The organism is Actinomycetota bacterium, assembly GCA_040754375.1.
GTDB lineage: Bacteria > Actinomycetota > Acidimicrobiia > Acidimicrobiales > AC-14 > JBFMCT01.
On the sequence record JBFMCT010000007.1, the window covers coordinates 65,703 to 84,843 of the forward strand.

Sequence of the window (19,141 nt, forward strand, 5' to 3'; positions counted from 1 at the left end):
TGTGAACGAGGCCGGCTTCGGTGTCGAGAACCTGCCCTACGGCGTGGCCCGCCTGCCCGGTGGGCGGGTGGTGTGCGTGACGGCCCTCGACGGGGGCGTGGTCGACCTGGCCGGGCTGGCCGAGGGCGGGGCCTTCGACCGCGTACCGGGCCTGGCCCCGGGGGCGCTGGCCCGGCCATCGCTCAACCGGTTCCTGGCCGGCGGCCGGCGGGCGTGGTCGGGGGTGCGGGCGGTCGTGGCCGAGATGGCGGACGCGGGCGACGAGCGGGTGACGGCCGCCACCGTGCCCATGGGTTCGGTCGAGCTGCTGCTGCCGGTGGCCGTGGGCGACTTCGTGGACTTCACGGCCTCGCGCCACCACGCCGTGAACATGGCCGCCCTGCTGCGGCCGGGGTCGCCCCCACCGGGGCCCGAGTGGGACCGTTTCCCGCGTGGCTACCACAGCCGGGCCGGAGCGGTCGTGGTCTCGGGCACTCCCGTGCGCCGTCCCTGGGGACCGCGGGCCGGCGGCGCCGGGACCGGGCCCACGCGGGCCCTCGACTTCGAGGCCGAGATCGGGTTCGTGGTCGGCGCTCCCAACCGGGAGGGGCGGCCGGTGCCCGCCACTTTCGAGGCGCTGGCCGACCACGTGGCCGGGGTCGTCGTGCTCAACGACTGGAGCGCCCGTGACGTCCAGAGTGTCGAGTCCCACCCCCTGGGCCCCCTGCTCTCGAAGTCGTTCGCCACCTCGATGTCGCCGTGGGTCGTCACCCTCGACGCCCTCGAACCCTGGCGGCTGCCCGGGGGCGGCTACCGGCTGGAGCTCTACGTCGCCCTGGAGGCAGCCGGCGGCGGTGGGCGGGTGACCGTCAGCCGGCCCCGGTTCGACGACCTGCACTGGACGATGGCCGAACTGCTGGCCCACGCCACCCTCAACGGGTCGGCGGTCAGGACAGGCGACCTGTTCGGGTGCGGCACCACCTCGGGCCCGTCCCCCGGGGCCCTCGGCTGCCTGGCCGAGCTCACCGGCGCGGGGGCCCGCCCGCTGGTCCTGCCGGGCGGCTCCACCCGGGCCTGGCTGGAGGACGGCGACACCGTGACCATCGGGGCTTCAGCCGGGGGAGACGGCCGCCCGGTGGTGTCTCTCGGGGCCGTGACCGGGACGGTCCTGGCGGCCCTGCCCTCGGTACGAACGGAGGCCTGAACCATGCCCTATTTCCGCAGCGTCGGCGACGTGCCCCCCAAGCGCCACCTCCGGGTGCCCGGCCCGGGCGGGGGCCTGCTGTTCGAGGAGCTCATGGGGGAGGAGGGCTTCGCCGGCGAGTCGTCGCTCCTCTACCACCTGTCGTCGCCCTCCGCTCTGGTGGCCGTCGAGGCCTTGGGCGACGACCGACCCGACCTGGTGCCCAACCGGCCCCTGCTGCCCCGCCACGTCGTAACGGCCAAGGTGGCCGTGGGGGGCGACCCGGTGTCGGGCCGCCAGGTGCTGCTGGGCAACGACGACCTGCTCCTGTGCTGGGTGGCGGCCGACGCCGACAGCCCCCTCTACCGGAATGCCGCAGGCGACGAGCTGGTCTACGTGCAGTCCGGCCGGGCCCGGTTGGAGTCGGTCTTCGGCACCCTCGAGGTGGGCCCCGGCGACTACGTCGTCGTCCCCCGGGCCACGACACACCGCTGGGCCCTCGAGCCCGGCGGCCCCCGGCTCGAACTTCTGGTGGTGGAGTCCCGGGGCCACGTGCGGCCGCCGGCCCGCTACCTGTCGCCCGCCGGCCAGTTCCTGGAAGCCGCGCCGTACTGCGAGCGCGACCTCCGGGGCCCGGTGGGGCCGACGGTGGCCGACGGGCACGGGGAGGGGCCGGTCGACGTCGTCGTACGCGACCGGGGAGGGCTGACCCGCCACGCGATGGCCTCCCACCCCTTCGACGTGGTCGGTTGGGCGGGCTGTCTCTACCCGTGGGCCTTCTCGGTCCACGACTTCGAGCCGGTCGTGGGCAGCATCCACCAGCCGCCCCACGTCCACCAGACGTTCGAGGGCCCCGGGTTCGTCGTGTGCTCGTTCGTCCCCCGGCCCTTCGACTTCCACCCCGGGGCCATCAAGGTGCCCTACCACCACAGCAACGTCGACAGCGACGAGGTGCTCTTCTACTCGGCCGGCGACTTCATGAGCAGGGCCGGGGCGGGCATAGGCGCCGGTTCGGTGACCCTCCACCCCGGCGGCTTCGTCCACGGCCCCCAACCGGGCAGCGTGGAGCGGGCCGCCGACCAGGACCGCACCGAGGAGGTGGCCGTGATGGTCGACACGTTCCGCCCCCTGGCGTTGGGACCGGCCGCCCTCGAAGCGGCCGACGACACCTACCCGTGGAGCTGGTCCCGGCCCGTGTGACGCCCGGGAGGCGAACGGCACGGGCGTAGGTAGGCTCGGAGCGGAGGCCGCGATGGTCCTTTTGTGCCCGCGCTGCGGCGCGCCCTTGGCGAGCGATGTACGAGGCGACTGGTTCACCACCCGCGAGCAGTGTTCGGACTGCGGGGTCGCCATGCGCACCATGTCCGGCATGCTGAGACCGTCGGCCGACGACGTGCGCTACGCCCTTGACGGGTGGCCGGCGGCTGACCGCGCCCTGGTCACCACCGCCCTGCACGACCTCGACGCCCTGTACCGCTGGGAGCCCGGCCTGGTTCTGGCCGTGCCCGCCCCGGCCGAGAGCGACGTCGACCGGCTCATCGAGGATCTCCTCGCCGGCGGGGACACCGAGGGGCTCGACGAGGACCGGTTCGGCGACGGCCGGTTCGGCGACGGCACCGGCGACGGCGGGGAGGTGGACGGCGGGGAGGAGGCTCAGGCCGCCATGGCTGACCTGTTCGTGGCGGCTGACCGCCTGCGCCAGGCCCCGTGGGACCAGGGGGTGGCGGCCGGGCTGTTCGACGCGGTCGACGCCGTCAACCGCAGCCTGCCGCCCTACGGGGTCCATCCTCAGGTGTGGCGCCACGTCCAGAAGCTGGGCACGGCCTTGGCCGGCAGCGCCTCGGCGGACCACCTCGACCACGACGGAGTGGCCGCGGCCGCCCGGTCCCTGCGCGATCTGCTCCGAGACTACGTATAGGGCACAATCGCGCCATGTCGAGACAAGACGTTCGCCTCACCCTCTACTGCCCCAACTGACTGCCGGGCTTCCACCTGCCGTACCTGGCGGCAGCGGTGAACGGTCTGTTCGCCGAGCACGGTCTCGACGTCGAGGTGCTCGACCCGTCGGGAGGCCCCGACAACGTGGTCCGGGTGGGCCAGGGGGGCCCCGACTTCGCGCTGACCAGCGTGCAGCACTACCTGACGGCCCGGGACTCCCACGGCGAGGTCGGGGCACGTTTCGTCGCCATGATCGTCCAGCGCAGCCCGGTGGGTGCGCTGGTCCCGGTGTCCTCGGGCCGGAGCCGCCCCGAGGACCTGGCCGGGTGCCGGCTGGGCGCCGACCCGGCCAACCCCCAGGTCTCGGAGCTTCTGGCCACCCTGGCCTACCGGGGCATCGCCGCCCCGGTCGTGGTCGAGATGGACGGGGCCGAGGCCCGGGCCGCCCTGGGCCGGGGCGAGGTGGACGCCATCGTCGCCCTGGTCGACGCCCTGCCCCGGCGGCGGCGCCAGGCCGGGGTCGACCTGCGGGCCGTGCGGGTGGGTCGCGACGACGTGTACGGCAGCGGGCTGGTGGCCGCCGATTCCGCCTCGGACACCCTCGTGCGCCAGGTGCGAGCGGCCGTAGCCGCCGCCCTCGAGGCTCAGCGGCGCCAGCCCGACGCCGGGCTCGACGCCATGTCCGAGCGCTACACCGACGACCTCCGCGAGGACGCCCCCGAGAGCTGGGACATCCTCGAGGACCTGGTGTTCACGGGCGTACCCGTGGGGACCATGGACGAGGCCCAGTGGCGTACGACCCTGGAGTTCCTCTGTGCCGCCCGGGACCTGACCGTGCCCGAGCCGTCCTCGGTCTACCGCCCCGAACTGGTGGGCGCCCCCGTACCCGGCTGACGCCCCCCACCCCACGAAACCCGCGCGGGAATCGTGGGCGTTTCGCCCACGATTCCCGCGCGGGTTTGCTCTTGGTGGGCCTCGTTCCCGCACCGATTGGGCCGAAGGGCCCATATCGGGCGGTGTCCCGGGGCCGATGGCACGGGCATGGAACTCTCGCCGCTGGCGCGGGCAGGGCGGACGGTGCTGGGTGCCGCCACTGCTTGCGTGCTCGTCACATCCCTGCTGGTCCCCGCCCCCTCGTCGGCCGCCCCGCCCTCCCGGACAACGGTCCCCGCCCCGGCCACCCTGGCTGACTACTGGGCGGGTACAGCCGACTGGGAGATGGCCGCCTTCTACCCCAAGGAGGCCTACGAGCTGCTGCCCGGCGACGGCGGTTTCGGGGCCGGCACCATGATCGACGTGGGCCCTGACGGGGCCTGGTACTGGTTCTACCGGACGATCGTCAACCCGCCCGGCTGCTCGGTCTTCCCGTCGTCGGGCACGGTCGTGCGCCGGTCGACCGACCGGGGCCGGACGTGGGGGCCGGTGGCCCGGGTGGTCACGCCCGAACCGGGGACACCGTGGGCCTGTGACGCCACCGACGGCGACGCCCACTGGGACGGCGCCCAGTGGTTCTACCTGTTCCAGTGCCGGTCGGACCCGGCTGCCCCCGGGCCGTGGGGCGAGCTGTGGAACATCTGCGCGGCCCGCAACCCCAGCCCTGACCCGACCCTCGGGACCTGGGTGCCGGTCTCGGCCGAGCCCGTCATGGGGGACTACCCGGGCGGCTACAACCCCTTCGTGGAGATCTGCGACCAGCCGGCCGACGACTGCTCCCGCCTGGCCGGGGGCCCGGGCCGGGTAGGGCAGCCGGGCACGCCCAGCATGTTCACGGTCCCGTCCGAGCCGGGCTGGGCCTTCGTCGACCTGCACGCCGTCGACCCCGGTGGCCTCCAGTACCAGTCGATCGTCAAGACCCGGGACTTCCGCACCTTCGTGGCCACCGGGACCAACCTGCCGGGAGACGCCATCTTCGACCGCGACGACGTCGCCGGCTGGCGCGAACCGGTCCCCGGTTGGCACTCCCGCCAGATCGGGGGCGGCGGCGGGGCTGTGGTCCGTAGCCCCTCGGACGGCATGTACTACAACCTGGTCGAGGCCTCCGACGGGCCGGGCGGGTGCGTGCTGGCGTCGGCTATGGACCTCGGCCTGCTGCGGGCCTCCAGCCCGGCGGCCACGACCTGGTCCCAGCCCACCCGGCCGGGCCGGGAGAACCCGGTCTTCTACTCCCAGCAGCCCGACCCCTCCGAGGAGGTCTACAGCCTGCGCTGCTCGCCGTCCTACTCGGGCATGCTCGTCGACCCCGGCTCGGGCGAGACCTACGCCTGGTTCTACCGGCGATCGAGCGACCGTGTGCAGGGTGTCTACCTGTTCAAGCTGGCGTTCAACCTGCTGGCCAACGGGGATGGCTGGCGGTGTGTCGAAGCCGCCCCCTGGGCCCTGGCCGACCTCTCGGCTCCGGCGTCGTCGTTCGCCATCTGGCGGGACGGCAACTGGGCGAGCGACGGCGGCTGCTACTTCGCCCTCTCCCGGGACGTCTTCCAGGACGTGGCCGTGGCGCCCCGCTCGCTGGCCGCCGTGGACTGGGGTGGCCACGTGGCCGTCCGCCAGTCGGGCACCACGCCCCCGATGGGCTTCGGGTCCTCCCCGGTGACTGGCCGGGTCGCGCTCACTCTCGACCAGTACAACTCGTCTGGTTCGCTGCTGGCCACGGCCTCGGTGGTGGTGGACAGCAGCGACGGCGCCTACCGGGCCCTCTCAGCCCGGACCGCCGTCCACCGCGCTGCGGTCACCCTGCGGCTGACAGTCGCCCCCGCCACCGCCGGCACGGCCGTTCTGGCTGACCAGTTGTTCGTCCGTCCCGGCCGGTAACCCGGGCCAGGCGCGACATTGCCCGCCGGGCTAGGCCGGCGGGCAATGTCGTGTGCGGGGTCAGGGCCGTCAGGGCCGTCAGGGCCCAGGGTCAGCTGGTCTTGGCCGGGGCCTTCTTGGTATCGGTTGCCTTGGCCGCCTTGCCCCCGGTCGGGGCCGGGCTGGACTTGCGGGTGACCATGGAGGCGAGGACGAGGACCAGGCCTACGGCCAGGAGCCCGATCGTGCCGGCCAGGATGATCTTGGCCGTCTTGGACGCGCCCCCGCCGAGGGGCTCGAACTGGGCGGCCGCGATGTACAGGTCCTGGAGGCCGCCGCCCAGGTAGGCGTTGTCGGCCACCGCCGGGTCGGAGTTACGGGTGTCGTCCCACCCGAACACGGCATACTCGTTGGCCGAGCCCACCCCCGGGGCCGAGGCGATGTCGTAGTTCAGCCCCCATATGCCGAGGCGGCGGTCGACCGTGCGGTCGGTCACCCGCTGGTTGGCGCTCCAGGTGCGGCCGTCGTCGGTCGAGTACGTGTAGAACACGTCGTTGGACCGCATGCCCGGCGTCTCTCGCGTGTCCCACCACACCACGTCGATGCGCCCGTTGGGGGCGATGTTGATGTTGGGGAAGTACTGACCGGCGTAGATGCTGGGGTCGTCGTCGGTGAGGTTGCGGGCTTCGGTCCACGTGGCGCCGCCGTCGTAGGAGGCCCGGTGGTACACCTCGCTGTGGCCGACGAGCTCGGGGGTGGGGTTGCGGTTGTAGACGATGTGGATGCTGCCCTCACGGGTGACGCCCATCTGCGGGTAGGACCCGGCCGGGCCGCCGGTGGCGTTCTCGTAGCTGAAGGGGATGGCGAGTTGGGTCGTCCACGTCTGGCCGCCGTCGGTCGACTTGGAGAGGGCCAGGCCGCCCGGGGGGTTGGGGTTCTGGTGAGCGGCGCCCGTGGGCCAGGTGGCGTACGCGTTGCCCCGGCCGTCGACCCGCACGATCATGCCGTTGCGGCTGCCGGCCGAGCCGAAGTTGGCGGCCTGGTCGGGAGTGGCGGCCCGTGAACCGGCCGGCGGCGTGGTCGTCGACGTGGTCGTGGCGTTGGGAGCCAAGGTGGTCGTGGTCGCCGCCGAACGGGCCTGGTCACGTATGGCCTGGCTCTCGAACAGGTCGCCCACGAGGCTGTTGCCGCCGTCGAACGTACGCCCACCGTCGCGGGACACGGCCACCATGGGCTGGGCGGGCACGGCGTTGGCGCCCGTGAGGCCCGGTCGCGTCATGGCGAACATGATGTAGACGACGTCGTTGGTGCCGTTCTTGCGGTCGACGGCGATGCTCTGGATGGGCCTCAGGTTCTCGGCGTCCTCACCCGTCTTGCCGCGCGACGTGCGGACGACGACCGTCTCCCAACTGTCGCCCAGGTCGGTGGAGCGGGCCACCATGACGGCGCCGCCGGCCCGGGCCGCTTCCTCGGCGCCCCAGCCGTTGACGGCCATGTAGACGGTGTTGCCGCCGCCGAAGGCCATCGGGGCCTGGATGACCCCGCCCTGGCTCTGCGAGCAGAACGGGTAGTCGGCCGTGCCCGGTGATGCGTCCGGCCTGGTCCAGGTGTTGCCACCGTCGGTGGTCCGTACCACGCCGCACCGCCGGGTGCGCAGGTCGGCGAAGCCGGCCACCATGCGCTTGGGGTTGGACGGGTCGATGGCGAACGACGGGCTCGAGTAGAGGCGGCCCGGGTCGAGGTCGGCCTTGGTGGTCTGGACCGGTTGGGTGAAGACCGGCGGCTCGGCGGCCGGTGCCACCCCCTGAAGCAGGGCCAGAGCCAGACCCCCGGAAACCAGGGCGGTGGCGGCCCGATGCGACTTTCTCATGTGCGTTTTTCTCCCCCTTGGATGACACTGCGTGCGAACCCAGCGCCCCCGCCACTGCAGAAGGAGGTCCTGCCAAGCCGCGCCCTGAAGTCTCGGTCTCCAAGGTGTTGAATGCAATACGACGGTCGTGATCGAGTCATTCGTTATGTCGATCTGACTGATCGCTTCTCTCGATGGGCTCGCTGGCGGAACGGCCGTCGGCGGGCGCAAGATGGGAGGCCGGCATTGTTAGCCGGCACTGGAATGCCAGCGACGTGCAAGTGGGACCGCCTCGATGAACCTCAACCAGCTCCGTTTTGCCCAGGCGGTGGCCGACGCGGGCACCTTCACGGCCGCCGCCCGGCGCTGCTACGTGACGCAGTCCACCCTGTCTTCTGGCATAGCCATGCTCGAGAAGGAGCTGGGCCAGAGGCTGTTCGTCCGGACCACCAGGTCGGTGGCGCTGACCCCTTTCGGGCGGTGCATGCTGCCCGTCATCGGCAAGCTGCTGGAAGCCGAGGCCGAGTTGCGGCGGACCGCCGAGGGCTGCATCGACCCCGACCTCAAGGTGGCCCGCCTGGGCGTGTGCCCCCTGGTCGACGGGCGACGGCTGGAGCAAGTGCTGGCGCCCTACCGGGAGGCCAACCGTAACGTCCAGGTCGTATTGGAGCAGCTCAAAGGCATCAGCCCCCGGGTGGCGCTGGAGGAAGGCCTGTTCGACTTCCAGCTCGGGCCCAACGAGATCCGGGGCACCGCCTTGGAACGGGCCCGGCTCTACGAGGACCGCCTCGTCTACCTGCCCAGCGGGAAGGTCTCCGGCCCCGGGGCCAGCCACGAACCGGTGCGCCTGCGGGACGTCGCCCGCGACACGTTCCTGCTCGTCCACGACGGCTGCGGGCTGACCATCCGCACCCGCCAGCTCTTCCGGGCCGCCCGGCTCGCCCTCGAGCCTTACCCCGGCCAGTCGGTGAGCTTCCAGGTGCTGGAGGAGTGGGCCGCCATGGGCGTCGGCTCGGCCCTGCTGCCGCAATCGAAGCTGAGCGACCCGGGGTTGGGCCGGCCGCTGCTGCTGGGCAACGGCCAGGCGGCCATGCTGCGCTTCGAAGCCGTGTGGCTGCCGTCGGTGACCGCCTCGCCCCACCTCGAGCTCCTGGCCCGCCACCTGAAGACGGCCAGCGCCCGGCTGGCCTCCCAACCCGGCTAGTCCTGAACCAATCCGGTCGACGGCCGGTCCTGGGTGTGCTCGGCCGGGATCGCTCGCGGCCGGCCGAGGTGATCGCCCGGCCCGAGATGGGCTAAGCGTGGGGCATGACCAACGCGCTGATCTGGATATCGGGGGCCTCGAGCGGGATCGGCCGGGCGCTCGTCGGTAGCGTCCCTTGGGAACGAGCCCGGATCATCGGTATCAACCGCCGACCGGCCGAGGGCACCGAGCACCTCGGGGCCGACCTGTCCGACCCGGCGTCGTGGACGGCCGTGGGCGAGTCGTTCCGCCGGGAGCTGGCATCGTTCGTGGGCGAGCGGGTCGTGTTCGTGCACGCCGCCGGCACCCTGGAGCCCATCGGTTTCGCAGCCGACGTCGACCCCGCGGCCTACCGGGCCAACGTAGTGCTCAACAGCGCCGCCCCCCAGGTGCTGGGCCAGCTCTTCCTGGCGGCCGCCGGACCGGTGACGGCCGACCGCCACCTGGTGATGATCACCTCGGGGGCGGCCAGGAGCGTCTACCCGGGATGGACCTCCTACGGGGCCGGCAAGGCGGCCGTCGACCAGTGGGTGCGCAACGCCGGGGCCGAGCAGGACGTCCGGGGCGGGGTCCGAGTGGTCTCGGTAGCCCCTGGGACCGTCGACACCGGCATGCAGGCCCAGCTGCGATCGACGACCGAGGACCAGTTCCCGTCCCGCCAGAAGTTCGTCGACCTGCACGCCGCCGGCAAGCTCACCCCGGCCGAGGCGGTGGCCCGCGACATCTGGGCCCTGCTGGACGCCGGTCTCGACAACGGAGCGGTCGTCGACCTGCGCGACCTGGGAGCGGCCCGGGCCCGGTAGCCCGACCGGCTCGGGGGGTCGTGTCTGGTTCCGAAGACCTCGTGACCTCGCCGGGGACGGGGCCACTTGCGGCCCGGGCGGCCACCGGCGACGCTCTGGGCGTGGCTTGCCAACCCGAGGGCGGGAGCCGGCGGTGACCCCGGTCGAGGGCGCGGCCGATGCGTTCTGCTACGTCACCAGCACGGGCCGGCGCACCGGCAGGGCCCATACGATCGAGATCTGGTTCGCGGCCTCACCGGCGGCGCCGGTGCTCTACGTCCTCACCTCGCCCCGCTCCGATACCGTCGCCAACCTGGGGCGCCGGCCCTCCTGCACCGTCCGGATCGGTGCCGTGGAGCACCGGGCCGAGGCCCGGGCCCTGGAGCCCGGTTCCGACGAGGACGTCCTGGCCCGCCGCCTGCTCCTGGCCAAGTACCAGTCCCCGGGCTCCTCGGACCTCGAGCACTGGGGCACCAGCGCCCACGCCATCGCCTTCGACCTCGACCCATGACCCGCCGAGCGCCTGCGCCGGGCTGGGCCTTCAGCCCAGAGGGTGCCCGTTGGGGCAGGCCGCCTGCCAGCGGAAGCCCTCGAACCCGCAGACGGCACACGTCTTGCCCGGCACGTCGCTGAACCCCGTCGACAACATCGTGCGCCGGAAGGTCTTCGCCCGCGGGGCCGTGGTCACCGCCGCCGGCACCGCCTCTACCGGGGGCGTGGGCTCGGGTGACGGTTGGTCGCCGGGGTCGTCGGCAGGCTGGTCGCTCACGATGTGATCGTACGCCCATGGCCGGCCCTGGCCGTGCGCAAGGCCGCTGGCGATCCAAAGGCCCTCCACGCCCGCCACCGGCTTCAAGCGGGGCGTGCCGGGTCGAACCAGTCGAGGCCGTCGAAGCGAGCGAAGCCGCGGTCGGCGGTGGCCACCCGGCACCCGTTGGCCAGAGCGAGGGCGGCGAGCCATGCATCGGGCACGAGATTGCCCCTGACCTGCTGATCAGGCCCTGCCAACTTCGAGAAGGCAGCCCAAACGGCGTCGGTCACCGTGACCCAGCGACGCCGGTGCGAAGCACGTACGGCGTCGACGAAAGCCATCGCCACCGGGGTGGGTGCGGGGCTTTCGTAGATGCGGGGGCTGGTGACGATCCGGAGAAAGCCGGTCAGCGTGCCCTCGGAGAGGCCGACCTCGTCCGCTCCGCCCAGGAGGTCGGCCAGCCACGCGGCGTAGCTCTCGTGGAGCGCGTGCTCCCGCCTGAAGGCGTAGACGAGCACGTTCACGTCGGGCAGGACGATCAACGAGGGTCGTCGCCTTCAAGGGCGGCCCACAGCGAGTCCCGGTCGGCGACGTCGACGAGCACCCTCCCGCCCGGGCGGCCATATGCCGGAAGCACGATCGGGTCGTGTGCCGGCTGGGCCGCGAGCACGGTCCTGAGACCCTCTTCGACGACGCTGGTGAAGGTCCTACCCTCGGCCGCTGCCTTGGCCTTGGCGGCCTCGGCCAGAGCGTCAGGCAGATTGATGGTCGTGCGCATGCATATCAGCATACCCATGTGCTCGGGCGCTGTGGCTGCCGCAGTCGGCGATGATCGGCCGGCATGGCTGAGAGCAGGTGGGCATGGGGTGGGGTCGTCGGCCCGACGGTCTTCGTCTTCGCCTGGATGGTGGCGGGCACGGTCGAGGACGGCTACTCCCAGGCCGACGAAGCCATCAGCCGGCTGGCGGCGGTGGGAGCCTCGACCCGGGCGCCTGTGAGCGCTGCGCTGGTGGTCCTGGGGACCGGGATGCTCATGTTCGCGGCTGCCGTCAGGCAGTCGGCCGGGGGCCGGTGGGCGGCGTCGGCGGCCATGGTCACCGGGTTGGCCACCATCGGGGTGGCCGCCACACCCCTTGGCTGGACCGCGGCAGTCGACGACCTTCACGGCGTCCTCGCCGTCGCCGGCTACGCCAGCCTTGCCGCCGTGCCCATGCTGGCCGCCCGCGGGGCGCGCCTACCGGTGCCTGTCCGACTGTCGATGGCGGTCGGCATTGCTGGGCTTGCTTGCCTGCTGGCGTCCGTGATCGGGACCGTGGCCCCTGGGGCCCTGCAACGGGCCGGTCTCACGATCGTCCACGCCTGGGTGGTGTTCGTCGCCCTGCGATTGGCCCGCTCGCGCACCCCGAATGAATGAATGAAGTGGGTGAGTTGGTTTGGTTGGTTGGTTGGTTGGTTGGTTGGTTGGTTGGTTGGTGGAGGTGGAGGGAATCGAACCCTCGTCCTTCAGAGCCTTGATGGGTCTTCTCCGAGCGCAGCCGGTGGATGGGTCTCGGGCGGTCGCACGTCACCGGCGCCGGGCGACTGCCCCAGTCAACTGAAGTGTCCCCGGCGGAGCTCGCTGACGTCGCTCACCGGGTAAGCCCTGCTAGATGACGTTCGGGGCCGGACCGCAGGGCTGGGCCCGGTCGAACGTCTCACGGTTGTTTAGGCCGCGAGAAGTGCCGGCTGGTTGTCGGCGTTTGTATTTTTGTTCCGGCTCTTTAACGTGGCTCCGGAGACCACGGCTCGCTTCTCCCACCTCGACGACCGAAGTCGAAACCATGCACCCCCGTGTTAGATGTCTGTGGTCAGTGTAAACGCCCCCGGGCGACCGGCCCTTCCCGGTTGCGCGAGCGCAGGGCTCGTTCGGCCTCCCGGTTGGCGTCTCGGGTGGCGATGGCGTTGCGCTTGTCGTGGCGGCGGCGGCCCCGGGCTAAGGCCAGCTCGACCTTGGCCCGCCCGTCTTTGAAGTAGACCGACAGGGGCACGAGGGTCAGCGACTCGAGCTTCACCCGCTCGGTCAGCTCCTCGATCTCCTGGTGGTGCAGGAGCAGCTTGCGGCGCCGCTCGGGCTCGTGGCCGCCGAACCCGTCGGCCTGGGCGTAGGGCGAGACGTGCACGCCCACCAGCCACAGCTCGCCGCCCTCGGGCCGGGCGTAGGAGTCCTTGAGCTGGATCAGGCCCTCTCTCAGTGACTTGACCTCGGTGCCGACCAGGGCGATCCCGGCCTCGACCGTCTCCAGCACCTCGTAGTCGTGGCGGGCACGGCGGTTCTTGGCCACGACCTTCACGGGCTTGTGGGCCGTGGACGGCGGCGGCGACGTTCGACCCTTGGCCATGGCAACGACGGTACCCTCGGCCCCCCCATGCTCACGCTCGATTACACGGACTACCTGGCCATCGTGGCCCACGCCCTCGACGGCCTGCCCGAGGAAGCGTGCGGGCTGCTGGCCGCAACGGGCGCCGCGGGCGCCGCCTCGGACCGGGTGACGGCCGTCTACCCGTGCCGCAACGCGGCCGCCTCGGCCCGGGTCTACGAGGTTCACCCCCTCGACCACCTGCGGGCCGACCGCGACGCCGAGGGCCGGGGCCTACGCATCTGCGGCGTCTACCACTCCCACACCCACACCGACGCCTGGCCCTCGCCCACCGACGTGGCCCAGGCCCCCGACCCGGCCTGGCACTACGTGATCGTCTCGCTGCGCCACCCCGAGCCGGTCGTGCGCTCGTTCCGGATCGTCGACGGGGAGATCACCGAGGAGCCGGTGACGGTCGACGGCCGGTAGGATCGGGCGCCATGGCAGCCGAAGTCCGCCTTCCCACCGTCCTGCGCCAGTACGCCGGCGGCCAGTCGTCGTTCACGGCCAACGGTTCCACCGTGGGGGAGGTGTTCGAGGACGCCGTCCGCCAGTTCCCGCTCCTGGCCGGCCACCTCGTGGCCGATGACGGCAAGCTGCACCGCTTCGTCAACGTCTACCGCAACGACGAAGACGTCCGCTACCTCGACAAACTCGCCACCCCGGTGGGCGACTCCGACGTGATCTCGGTGCTGCCGGCCGTGGCCGGCGGCTAGCGAGCCTGGCGCCACCTCGCCCATGGCCGTAGTGCGGTCGGTCCTCGACCTCATCGGCAACACCCCGGTGGTCGACGTCAGCGGGCTCAGCCCGCGCCCCGACGTGCGCATCCTGGCCAAGCTGGAAGGCCAGAACCCCGGCGGTTCGGTCAAGGACCGCATCGCCGTGGCCATGGTCGACGCCGCCGAGGCCGACGGCACCCTGAGGCCGGGCCAGACCATCCTCGAACCCTCGTCGGGCAACACCGGCATCGGGCTGGCCATGGTGTGCCGGGTACGGGGTTACGGGCTGCGCATCGTCCTGCCCGAGAACGTCTCGCCCGAGCGCCGCCAGCTCCTGGAGATCTTCGGGGCCGAGGTCATCGCCTCCCCGGGCGACGAGGGGTCCAACGGGGCCGTGCGTATGGCCGAGAGGCTGGCCAAGGAGATGGCCGACGTCGTCATGCTCTACCAGTACGGCAACCCGGCCAACGTGGCCGCCCACTACCGGGGGACGGGCCCCGAGATCTGGCGGGACTGCCCCGACGTCACCCATCTGGTGGCCGGGCTGGGGACCAGCGGCACCCTGATGGGCGCGGGCCGCTACCTCAAAGAGCAGAACCCGGCCGTGCAGGTGTGGGCCGTCGAACCCCCCGCGGGCGAGCTGGTGCAGGGCCTGCGCAGCCTCGACGACGGGTTCGTCCCGCCCATCTTCGACCCCGAGGTGCTGGACCGCAAGGTCATCGTCCGCCCCCGGGAGTCGATCGAGTGGACGCGCCGGCTCACGTCCGAGGCGGCCATCTTCGCCGGCATCTCGTCGGGCGCGGCCATGGCCGGGGCGGCCAAGGTGGCCCGGGAGCTGGCGGCCGGGGGCGTGATCGTCGTCGTGCTGGCCGACGGCGGCTGGAAGTACCTGACCACCGGGGCCTGGACCGACGACCTCGACGAGGTGGTCGAGAGGGCCTCGCGGATCGTCTACTTCTGATGGGTGGGCGCCCGGCCGCCGCCGACCCCCGGCCTATCGGCATGTTCGACAGCGGCTTTGGGGGACTGACCGTGGCCCGGGCCGTGATCGACCTCCTCCCGGGCGAGGACCTCGTGTACTTCGGGGACACCGGCCGCTACCCCTACGGCCCCCGCCCCCTCGACGAGGTGCGGCTCTTCGCCGACCAGATCGCCGACCTGCTGTGCGGGGAGATCGGGGTCAAGCTCCTGGTGGTGGCGTGCAACACGGCCACCGCGGCCGCCCTCGAGGTTCTGGCCAAGGACTGCCCGGTGCCCGTGGTGGGGGTCATCGAGCCCGGGGTGCGGGCTGCCGTCAAAGCCACCACCAGCGGGCGGGTGGGGGTGATCGGCACGGTGGGCACCATCGGTTCGGGCGCCTACCAGACGGCCATGGCCGAGGTCGCACCCTCGGTCTCGCTGACCTGTGCCTCCTGCCCGGGCTTCGTGGAACTGGTCGAACGGGGCGAGACGGCCAGCGACCAGGCCTTCGTGCTGGCCGAACGGCTGCTGGCCCCGGTGCGCGCCGCCGGCGTCGACACGCTGCTGCTGGGCTGCACGCACTACCCGTTCCTGGCCCGGACCATCGCCGACGTGGTGGGCCGCGAGGTCGTGCTCGTCTCGTCGGCCGACGAGACGGCCTTCGAGGTGCGGGCCGTGCTGGAGGCCACGGGGCTGGGGTCGGGGCGGGCGGCCGGGGGGTCGCACCGCTTCGTGTCCTCGGGCGACGTGGCATGGTTCAGGGCGCTGGGGGCCCGCCTGCTGGGCCCCGAGCTCGACGGGGTGGAGGCGTGGACGTGGGCCTGAAGGTGACCGTGCTCGGCTGCTCGGGGTCGTTCCCGGGGCCGGGCGGGGCGTGCAGCGGCTACCTGGTCGAGGACGGCTCGACCCGGTTGTGGCTGGACGCCGGTTCGGGCACGCTGGCCAACCTCCAGCGCCACATCGACCTGGCCGACCTCGACGCCGTCGTGCTCAGCCACGAGCACCCTGACCACTGGACCGACCTGGAGGGCCTTCATACCGTGCTGCGCTTCGTTCTCGAACGGCGGGACTTTCCCGTCTACGCCCCCGCCGGCCTGCGCCGGCACGTCTACGCCGACATGTCACCGTGGGTCGATTGGCGCGACGTGACCGGGGGCGACCGGGTCGAGGTCGGCTCCTTGGCCTTGACCTTCTCCCGGACGGACCACCCTCCCGAGACACTGGCCGTGCGGGTCGAGGGCTCGGTGGGCGGGGGCCCGGTCCTGGGGTACTCGGCCGACACCGGGCCGCGATGGTCGCTCGAAGCGCTCGGGGACGGTCTCGACCTGGCCTTGTGCGAGGCCACCATCCCTAGCTCGATGGAGGGCAAGATGGACCATCTCTCGGCCCGCCAGGCCGGGGAGTCGGCCCGGGCGGCCGGCGCCCGGCAGCTCGTGCTCACCCATCTGTGGGCGACGCTCGAACCCGAGCAGGCCCGGCGGGAGGGCGCGGAGGCGTTCGGGGCGGACGTGGAGCTGGCGGCCGTGGGCCGGAGCTGGGAACTGTGAGGGTCGACGGCCGGGAGGCCGACGAGCTGCGCCCGCTGTCGTTCCAGCGCGACTACACCGAGTTCGCCCCCGGGTCGGTCCTGGTCTCGATGGGACGTACCCGGGTGCTGTGCACGGCCTCGGTCGAGGAACGGCTGCCCCCGTGGCTGCGGGGCCAGGGCAAGGGCTGGGTGACGGCCGAGTACTCGATGCTGCCCGGCTCCACCCCCGACCGCAGCGACCGTGAGGTCAACCGGGGCAAGCCGTCGGGGCGCACCCAGGAGATCCAGCGGCTGATCGGCCGTTCGCTACGGGCCGTCACCGACATGGTGGCCGTGGGGGAGCGCCAGGTCATCTTGGACTGCGACGTGCTCCAGGCCGACGGGGGCACCCGGACGGCTTCGATCTGCGGGGCCTACGTGGCCCTACACGACGCCTTCACCCGGCTGGTCAAGTCGGGCCGCATCCTGTCCCACCCCCTGACCGCGGCTTGCGCGGCCGTGTCGGTGGGGATCGTGGGCGGCGTGCCCATGCTCGACCTGCAGTACACCGAGGACGTCAAGGCCGAGGTCGACATGAACCTGGTGATGACTTCGGAGGGCCGCTACGTGGAGGTCCAGGGGACGGCCGAGGGGCTGGCCTTCAGCCGCTCCGAGCTCGACGACCTGCTGGGCCTGGGCGAGCACGGCATCGCCCAGATCCTCGACGCCCAGACCGAGGTGCTCTCTTCGCCCCCGCCGCCCCGGGGGTGACGCTCGTGAGGCTCGTGCTGGCCACCGCCAACCCCGACAAGGCAGCCGAGATCGCCGACCTGCTGGCCGGCACCGGCGTCGAGGTAGTGGCCCGGCCGCCGCAGGTCGGGGATGTCGACGAGACGGGCGAGACGCTGGAGGAGAACGCCCGCCTCAAGGCCCTGGCCGTGGCCGCCGCCGCCGGGGAGCCGGCGGTGGCCGACGACACCGGCCTGGAGGTCGACGCCCTCGACGGCCGGCCGGGTGTGTACGCCGCCCGCTACGCGGGCGAGAGCGCCACCTACGCCGACAACGTGGCCAAGCTGCTGGCCGAGCTGGAGGGCGTCGGCGCCGTGGGAGACGAGGCCCGGCGCGCCCGGTTCCGCACGGTGGCCGTGGTGTGCTGGCCCGACGGCCGCGAGGTCGTGGCCGAGGGGTGCGTCGAGGGTCACATCGCGGGCTCGGCCCGGGGCCAGGGAGGGTTCGGCTACGACCCCGTGTTCGTGCCCGACGGCTCGGGCGGCCGCACCTACGCCGACATGACCCTGGCCGACAAGCAGGCCATCAGCCACCGGGGCCGCGCCTTTCGTGCCCTGGCCGCCGTCCTCGCACCCCGTGTGCCGCCGACCGACGATGAACCCGCTCCCTGATCCGGCGGGCCAGCAGCGGCGCCGGGCGGGCCGGCGCCGGCCCCGGCCCCGGTAAGGCCGCGGCTGTGGACCAGCGGCCTCGGGTGCTCGCACCCGACCCGGCGTGGGCCCTGGAGGCCGGCGAAGGAGCCTTGGTGCTCTCCGCGGGCGCCGACCTGCGCTACGGGGTGGTCGACGTGCCCGAGGCCGTCGCCCGCGAGGTCCTGACCGCGTGGCGCTGGCGGGGCGCTCAACCTGGCCGTGGAGGGCGTCCCCCAGGTGGTCGTCGTGTTCGTGCTGTTCACCGACCGGGTCGTGGCCAAGTACGGGGCCATGGGCCGGCGCTTCGCTCTCATGGAGGTCGGCCACGCCGCCCAGAACCTGGCGCTGCGCCTGGCGGCTGACGGGCTGGGCGGGTGCCAGGCCGGAGGTGTCGTGGAGACCGAGATGCTGGGCCTGCTGGGCCTGGACGGCACGCCCGCCCGGGTCGCCCTCGCCTACGCCTGCGGGCTCCCGGCCTGAGCCGGCCGGCCTCCGTCAGGGGCGCGTCCAGCCCTCGGGCAGCCAGGTGTCGAAGTAGTAGACCTGCCAGTGGTAGTAGCCGAGGTAGGCCCGCTCGTCGGCCTCCATCTGGCGGGCGTAGGCCCGAATGGCCCGCACGTAGCGGTTGGACGGGTTGTAGCGGAACAGGGCGTTGTCCATGTCGGCCGGGGCCCCGTTGGCCCTCAGGTAGCGGGCCGCGGCCCGGATCGAGTCCCGGTAGGAGTGGATGTCGCCGCCCGCGCCGTAGGCCGCCCAGGTGGACGGCAGGAACTGCATCGGGCCCTGGGCGCCGGCCGAGCTGTCCCCCCGGATGCGGCCCATGCGCGACTCCACGAGGTGGATGGCGGCCAGGTACGGCCAGCCCACGCCCATCTCCGCCTCGGCCGCCTTGTACTCGGCCAGCAGCTCGGCGGCCGGGGGCGGGGCCACGATCTGCCAGTCGGGCAGGCCCCGGGGCTCGCTGGACACGAGCTGGCGTAGCTCTCGGCTGGCGGCCACGTTGGCCTCGACGGCCGTCCGCACGGCCGGGGGCACCACGGCGAGGACCGGGGCGTCCCACTCCGGGCGGGTGGCCAGGGCGACGGTGGCCAGCTGCTGGGTGTGGCCCAGCCGGGGCAGTTCGGCCGCCGGGGTGGACGGGTCACGGACCGCGGTCTCGACCCGGGCCAACTGGGCGGCCAGGGCCTCGGGCGACGACGTGTCGGCCTCGGGCGGCCCGGGGGGGACGGTCGTCGTGGTGGTGGTCGTGGCTACGTCGCCGGCGGCCGGGCCGGGCCCGGGGTCAGGCGAGACCTGGGCCTCCCCTGCGCGACCGCCACCCTGCGAGCAGGCGGCCAGGCCCATGCTCAATGCCAGCGTGGCCAGGACCGCGGCTGCTCGCCGGCGGCCGGTCGCCGTAACCAACCTCACGTGACGGGCTGGACCTCGTCGTAGCCGGCCTCGGCGATGGCCGCCACCACGGACTCCTCGGAGGCCGTGCCGTCGATGACGGCCCGCTTGGACTCGATGTCGACCTCGACCCGCTCCACGCCCGGCACCTTGGCCACCTCGGACTCGATGGCCGACTTGCAGTGCCCGCAGGTGACCCCGGGGACGACGTAGGTGAGCGTTGCCATGGCCCCAACC

Annotated in this window: 24 protein-coding genes and 1 other RNA gene; 17 read left to right on the forward strand and 8 right to left on the reverse strand. The window is 72.8% G+C overall.

Features of this window, described 5'->3' with window-relative positions:
• Position 1: 1 nt before the first annotated feature.
• The 5 genes from AB1673_05020 to AB1673_05040 all read left to right on the forward strand — a co-directional run bounded on the left by AB1673_05020 (position 2) and on the right by AB1673_05040 (position 5,908).
• Entirely contained in the window at positions 2 to 1,183 is a 1,182-nt protein-coding gene (locus AB1673_05020) for a fumarylacetoacetate hydrolase family protein (GenBank protein ID MEW6153341.1), read from the forward strand.
• A gap of 3 nt (positions 1,184 to 1,186) precedes the next feature.
• Positions 1,187 to 2,362 carry a homogentisate 1,2-dioxygenase gene (locus AB1673_05025; protein MEW6153342.1) on the forward strand — a complete coding sequence of 392 codons (1,176 nt, stop codon included), beginning with the start codon at positions 1,187 to 1,189 and terminating at the stop codon, positions 2,360 to 2,362.
• A gap of 169 nt (positions 2,363 to 2,531) precedes the next feature.
• Positions 2,532 to 3,080, forward strand: a complete 549-nt coding sequence (locus AB1673_05030) for a hypothetical protein (GenBank protein ID MEW6153343.1) — start codon at positions 2,532 to 2,534, stop codon at positions 3,078 to 3,080.
• 83 nt (positions 3,081 to 3,163) lie between these two features.
• The gene (locus tag AB1673_05035) at positions 3,164 to 3,994 is read left to right on the forward strand and encodes an ABC transporter substrate-binding protein (GenBank protein ID MEW6153344.1); all 831 of its coding nucleotides are present in this window, start codon (positions 3,164 to 3,166) and stop codon (positions 3,992 to 3,994) included.
• Between the two features lie 147 nt (positions 3,995 to 4,141).
• Positions 4,142 to 5,908, forward strand: coding sequence for a hypothetical protein (locus tag AB1673_05040; GenBank protein ID MEW6153345.1), 1,767 nt, complete (start codon positions 4,142 to 4,144; stop codon positions 5,906 to 5,908).
• Between the two features lie 91 nt (positions 5,909 to 5,999).
• Here the strand turns inward: AB1673_05040 and AB1673_05045 are convergent, their stop codons facing one another.
• Complete coding sequence (locus AB1673_05045; GenBank protein MEW6153346.1) at positions 6,000 to 7,757, reverse strand: hypothetical protein; 1,758 nt, start codon at positions 7,755 to 7,757, stop codon at positions 6,000 to 6,002.
• A 274-nt stretch (positions 7,758 to 8,031) separates the two neighbouring features.
• On the opposite strand from AB1673_05045, the gene AB1673_05050 reads away from it, so the two are divergent.
• From AB1673_05050 to AB1673_05060, 3 genes are all read left to right on the forward strand, one after another.
• A complete protein-coding gene (locus AB1673_05050) occupies positions 8,032 to 8,940 on the forward strand; it encodes a LysR family transcriptional regulator (protein ID MEW6153347.1) in 909 nt (302 codons plus the stop codon).
• Between the two features lie 104 nt (positions 8,941 to 9,044).
• On the forward strand, positions 9,045 to 9,782 hold the full coding sequence (locus AB1673_05055; GenBank protein MEW6153348.1) for an SDR family NAD(P)-dependent oxidoreductase: 738 nt from the start codon (positions 9,045 to 9,047) through the stop codon (positions 9,780 to 9,782).
• Positions 9,783 to 9,915: 133 nt separating this feature from the next.
• On the forward strand, positions 9,916 to 10,272 hold the full coding sequence (locus AB1673_05060; GenBank protein ID MEW6153349.1) for a nitroreductase family deazaflavin-dependent oxidoreductase: 357 nt from the start codon (positions 9,916 to 9,918) through the stop codon (positions 10,270 to 10,272).
• Between the two features lie 30 nt (positions 10,273 to 10,302).
• On the opposite strand, the gene AB1673_05065 is transcribed toward AB1673_05060, so the two are convergent.
• The 3 genes from AB1673_05065 to AB1673_05075 all read right to left on the reverse strand — a co-directional run bounded on the left by AB1673_05065 (position 10,303) and on the right by AB1673_05075 (position 11,290).
• A complete protein-coding gene (locus AB1673_05065; protein ID MEW6153350.1) occupies positions 10,303 to 10,530 on the reverse strand; it encodes a hypothetical protein in 228 nt (75 codons plus the stop codon).
• Positions 10,531 to 10,613: 83 nt separating this feature from the next.
• A complete protein-coding gene (locus AB1673_05070; protein ID MEW6153351.1) occupies positions 10,614 to 11,054 on the reverse strand; it encodes a TA system VapC family ribonuclease toxin in 441 nt (146 codons plus the stop codon).
• Positions 11,051 to 11,290, reverse strand: coding sequence for a CopG family transcriptional regulator (locus AB1673_05075; protein MEW6153352.1), 240 nt, complete (start codon positions 11,288 to 11,290; stop codon positions 11,051 to 11,053). Before AB1673_05075 ends, AB1673_05070 begins: the two co-directional genes overlap by 4 nt.
• 63 nt (positions 11,291 to 11,353) lie before the next feature.
• Here AB1673_05075 and AB1673_05080 point away from each other — a divergent pair, with 63 nt between their 5' ends.
• A complete protein-coding gene (locus tag AB1673_05080; protein ID MEW6153353.1) occupies positions 11,354 to 11,926 on the forward strand; it encodes a DUF998 domain-containing protein in 573 nt (190 codons plus the stop codon).
• A 56-nt stretch (positions 11,927 to 11,982) separates the two neighbouring features.
• Here AB1673_05080 and ssrA read toward each other — a convergent pair.
• Together ssrA and smpB are read right to left on the reverse strand one after the other, a co-directional pair.
• Positions 11,983 to 12,342, reverse strand: a transfer-messenger RNA (tmRNA) gene (gene ssrA, locus AB1673_05085).
• A 17-nt stretch (positions 12,343 to 12,359) separates the two neighbouring features.
• On the reverse strand, positions 12,360 to 12,890 hold the full coding sequence (gene smpB, locus AB1673_05090) for an SsrA-binding protein SmpB (protein ID MEW6153354.1): 531 nt from the start codon (positions 12,888 to 12,890) through the stop codon (positions 12,360 to 12,362).
• 27 nt (positions 12,891 to 12,917) lie between these two features.
• Between smpB and AB1673_05095 the strand changes: the two genes are divergently transcribed.
• The 8 genes from AB1673_05095 (at position 12,918) to AB1673_05130 (ending at position 17,995) form a co-directional block, all read left to right on the forward strand.
• A complete protein-coding gene (locus AB1673_05095; GenBank protein ID MEW6153355.1) occupies positions 12,918 to 13,337 on the forward strand; it encodes a M67 family metallopeptidase in 420 nt (139 codons plus the stop codon).
• A gap of 11 nt (positions 13,338 to 13,348) precedes the next feature.
• A complete protein-coding gene (locus AB1673_05100; GenBank protein MEW6153356.1) occupies positions 13,349 to 13,624 on the forward strand; it encodes a ubiquitin-like small modifier protein 1 in 276 nt (91 codons plus the stop codon).
• A gap of 22 nt (positions 13,625 to 13,646) precedes the next feature.
• Positions 13,647 to 14,588 (forward strand): cysteine synthase family protein, encoded by a 942-nt coding sequence (locus tag AB1673_05105; GenBank protein ID MEW6153357.1) that lies wholly within the window; start codon positions 13,647 to 13,649, stop codon positions 14,586 to 14,588.
• The gene (murI, locus tag AB1673_05110) at positions 14,588 to 15,412 is read left to right on the forward strand and encodes a glutamate racemase (GenBank protein ID MEW6153358.1); all 825 of its coding nucleotides are present in this window, start codon (positions 14,588 to 14,590) and stop codon (positions 15,410 to 15,412) included. The genes AB1673_05105 and murI overlap by 1 nt, the downstream gene beginning before the upstream one ends.
• Entirely contained in the window at positions 15,397 to 16,134 is a 738-nt protein-coding gene (locus AB1673_05115; protein ID MEW6153359.1) for an MBL fold metallo-hydrolase, read from the forward strand. Before murI ends, AB1673_05115 begins: the two co-directional genes overlap by 16 nt.
• A complete protein-coding gene (gene rph / locus AB1673_05120; GenBank protein ID MEW6153360.1) occupies positions 16,131 to 16,865 on the forward strand; it encodes a ribonuclease PH in 735 nt (244 codons plus the stop codon). Before AB1673_05115 ends, rph begins: the two co-directional genes overlap by 4 nt.
• Entirely contained in the window at positions 16,862 to 17,494 is a 633-nt protein-coding gene (gene rdgB / locus AB1673_05125) for an RdgB/HAM1 family non-canonical purine NTP pyrophosphatase (GenBank protein ID MEW6153361.1), read from the forward strand. Before rph ends, rdgB begins: the two co-directional genes overlap by 4 nt.
• A gap of 240 nt (positions 17,495 to 17,734) precedes the next feature.
• Positions 17,735 to 17,995, forward strand: coding sequence for a nitroreductase family protein (locus AB1673_05130; GenBank protein ID MEW6153362.1), 261 nt, complete (start codon positions 17,735 to 17,737; stop codon positions 17,993 to 17,995).
• Positions 17,996 to 18,010: 15 nt separating this feature from the next.
• Here the strand turns inward: AB1673_05130 and AB1673_05135 are convergent, their stop codons facing one another.
• Positions 18,011 to 18,925 (reverse strand): lytic transglycosylase domain-containing protein, encoded by a 915-nt coding sequence (locus tag AB1673_05135; protein ID MEW6153363.1) that lies wholly within the window; start codon positions 18,923 to 18,925, stop codon positions 18,011 to 18,013.
• A complete protein-coding gene (locus AB1673_05140; GenBank protein MEW6153364.1) occupies positions 18,922 to 19,131 on the reverse strand; it encodes a heavy-metal-associated domain-containing protein in 210 nt (69 codons plus the stop codon). Before AB1673_05140 ends, AB1673_05135 begins: the two co-directional genes overlap by 4 nt.
• Positions 19,132 to 19,141 lie beyond the last annotated feature (10 nt).

What these genes read in the sequence shown, in the direction of transcription:
- smpB (MEW6153354.1), bottom strand. Translation starts at nt 12,890, where the DNA reads ATGGCCAAGGGTCGAACGTCGCCGCCGCCGTCCACGGCCCACAAGCCC.
- AB1673_05075 (MEW6153352.1), bottom strand. Translation starts at nt 11,290, where the DNA reads ATGCGCACGACCATCAATCTGCCTGACGCTCTGGCCGAGGCCGCCAAG.
- AB1673_05025 (MEW6153342.1), top strand. Translation starts at nt 1,187, where the DNA reads ATGCCCTATTTCCGCAGCGTCGGCGACGTGCCCCCCAAGCGCCACCTC.
- AB1673_05140 (MEW6153364.1), bottom strand. Translation starts at nt 19,131, where the DNA reads ATGGCAACGCTCACCTACGTCGTCCCCGGGGTCACCTGCGGGCACTGC.
- AB1673_05095 (MEW6153355.1), top strand. Translation starts at nt 12,918, where the DNA reads ATGCTCACGCTCGATTACACGGACTACCTGGCCATCGTGGCCCACGCC.
- AB1673_05050 (MEW6153347.1), top strand. Translation starts at nt 8,032, where the DNA reads ATGAACCTCAACCAGCTCCGTTTTGCCCAGGCGGTGGCCGACGCGGGC.
- AB1673_05055 (MEW6153348.1), top strand. Translation starts at nt 9,045, where the DNA reads ATGACCAACGCGCTGATCTGGATATCGGGGGCCTCGAGCGGGATCGGC.
- AB1673_05100 (MEW6153356.1), top strand. Translation starts at nt 13,349, where the DNA reads ATGGCAGCCGAAGTCCGCCTTCCCACCGTCCTGCGCCAGTACGCCGGC.
- AB1673_05030 (MEW6153343.1), top strand. Translation starts at nt 2,532, where the DNA reads ATGCTGAGACCGTCGGCCGACGACGTGCGCTACGCCCTTGACGGGTGG.
- AB1673_05105 (MEW6153357.1), top strand. Translation starts at nt 13,647, where the DNA reads ATGGCCGTAGTGCGGTCGGTCCTCGACCTCATCGGCAACACCCCGGTG.
- AB1673_05045 (MEW6153346.1), bottom strand. Translation starts at nt 7,757, where the DNA reads ATGAGAAAGTCGCATCGGGCCGCCACCGCCCTGGTTTCCGGGGGTCTG.
- AB1673_05080 (MEW6153353.1), top strand. Translation starts at nt 11,354, where the DNA reads ATGGCTGAGAGCAGGTGGGCATGGGGTGGGGTCGTCGGCCCGACGGTC.
- murI (MEW6153358.1), top strand. Translation starts at nt 14,588, where the DNA reads ATGGGTGGGCGCCCGGCCGCCGCCGACCCCCGGCCTATCGGCATGTTC.
- AB1673_05040 (MEW6153345.1), top strand. Translation starts at nt 4,142, where the DNA reads ATGGAACTCTCGCCGCTGGCGCGGGCAGGGCGGACGGTGCTGGGTGCC.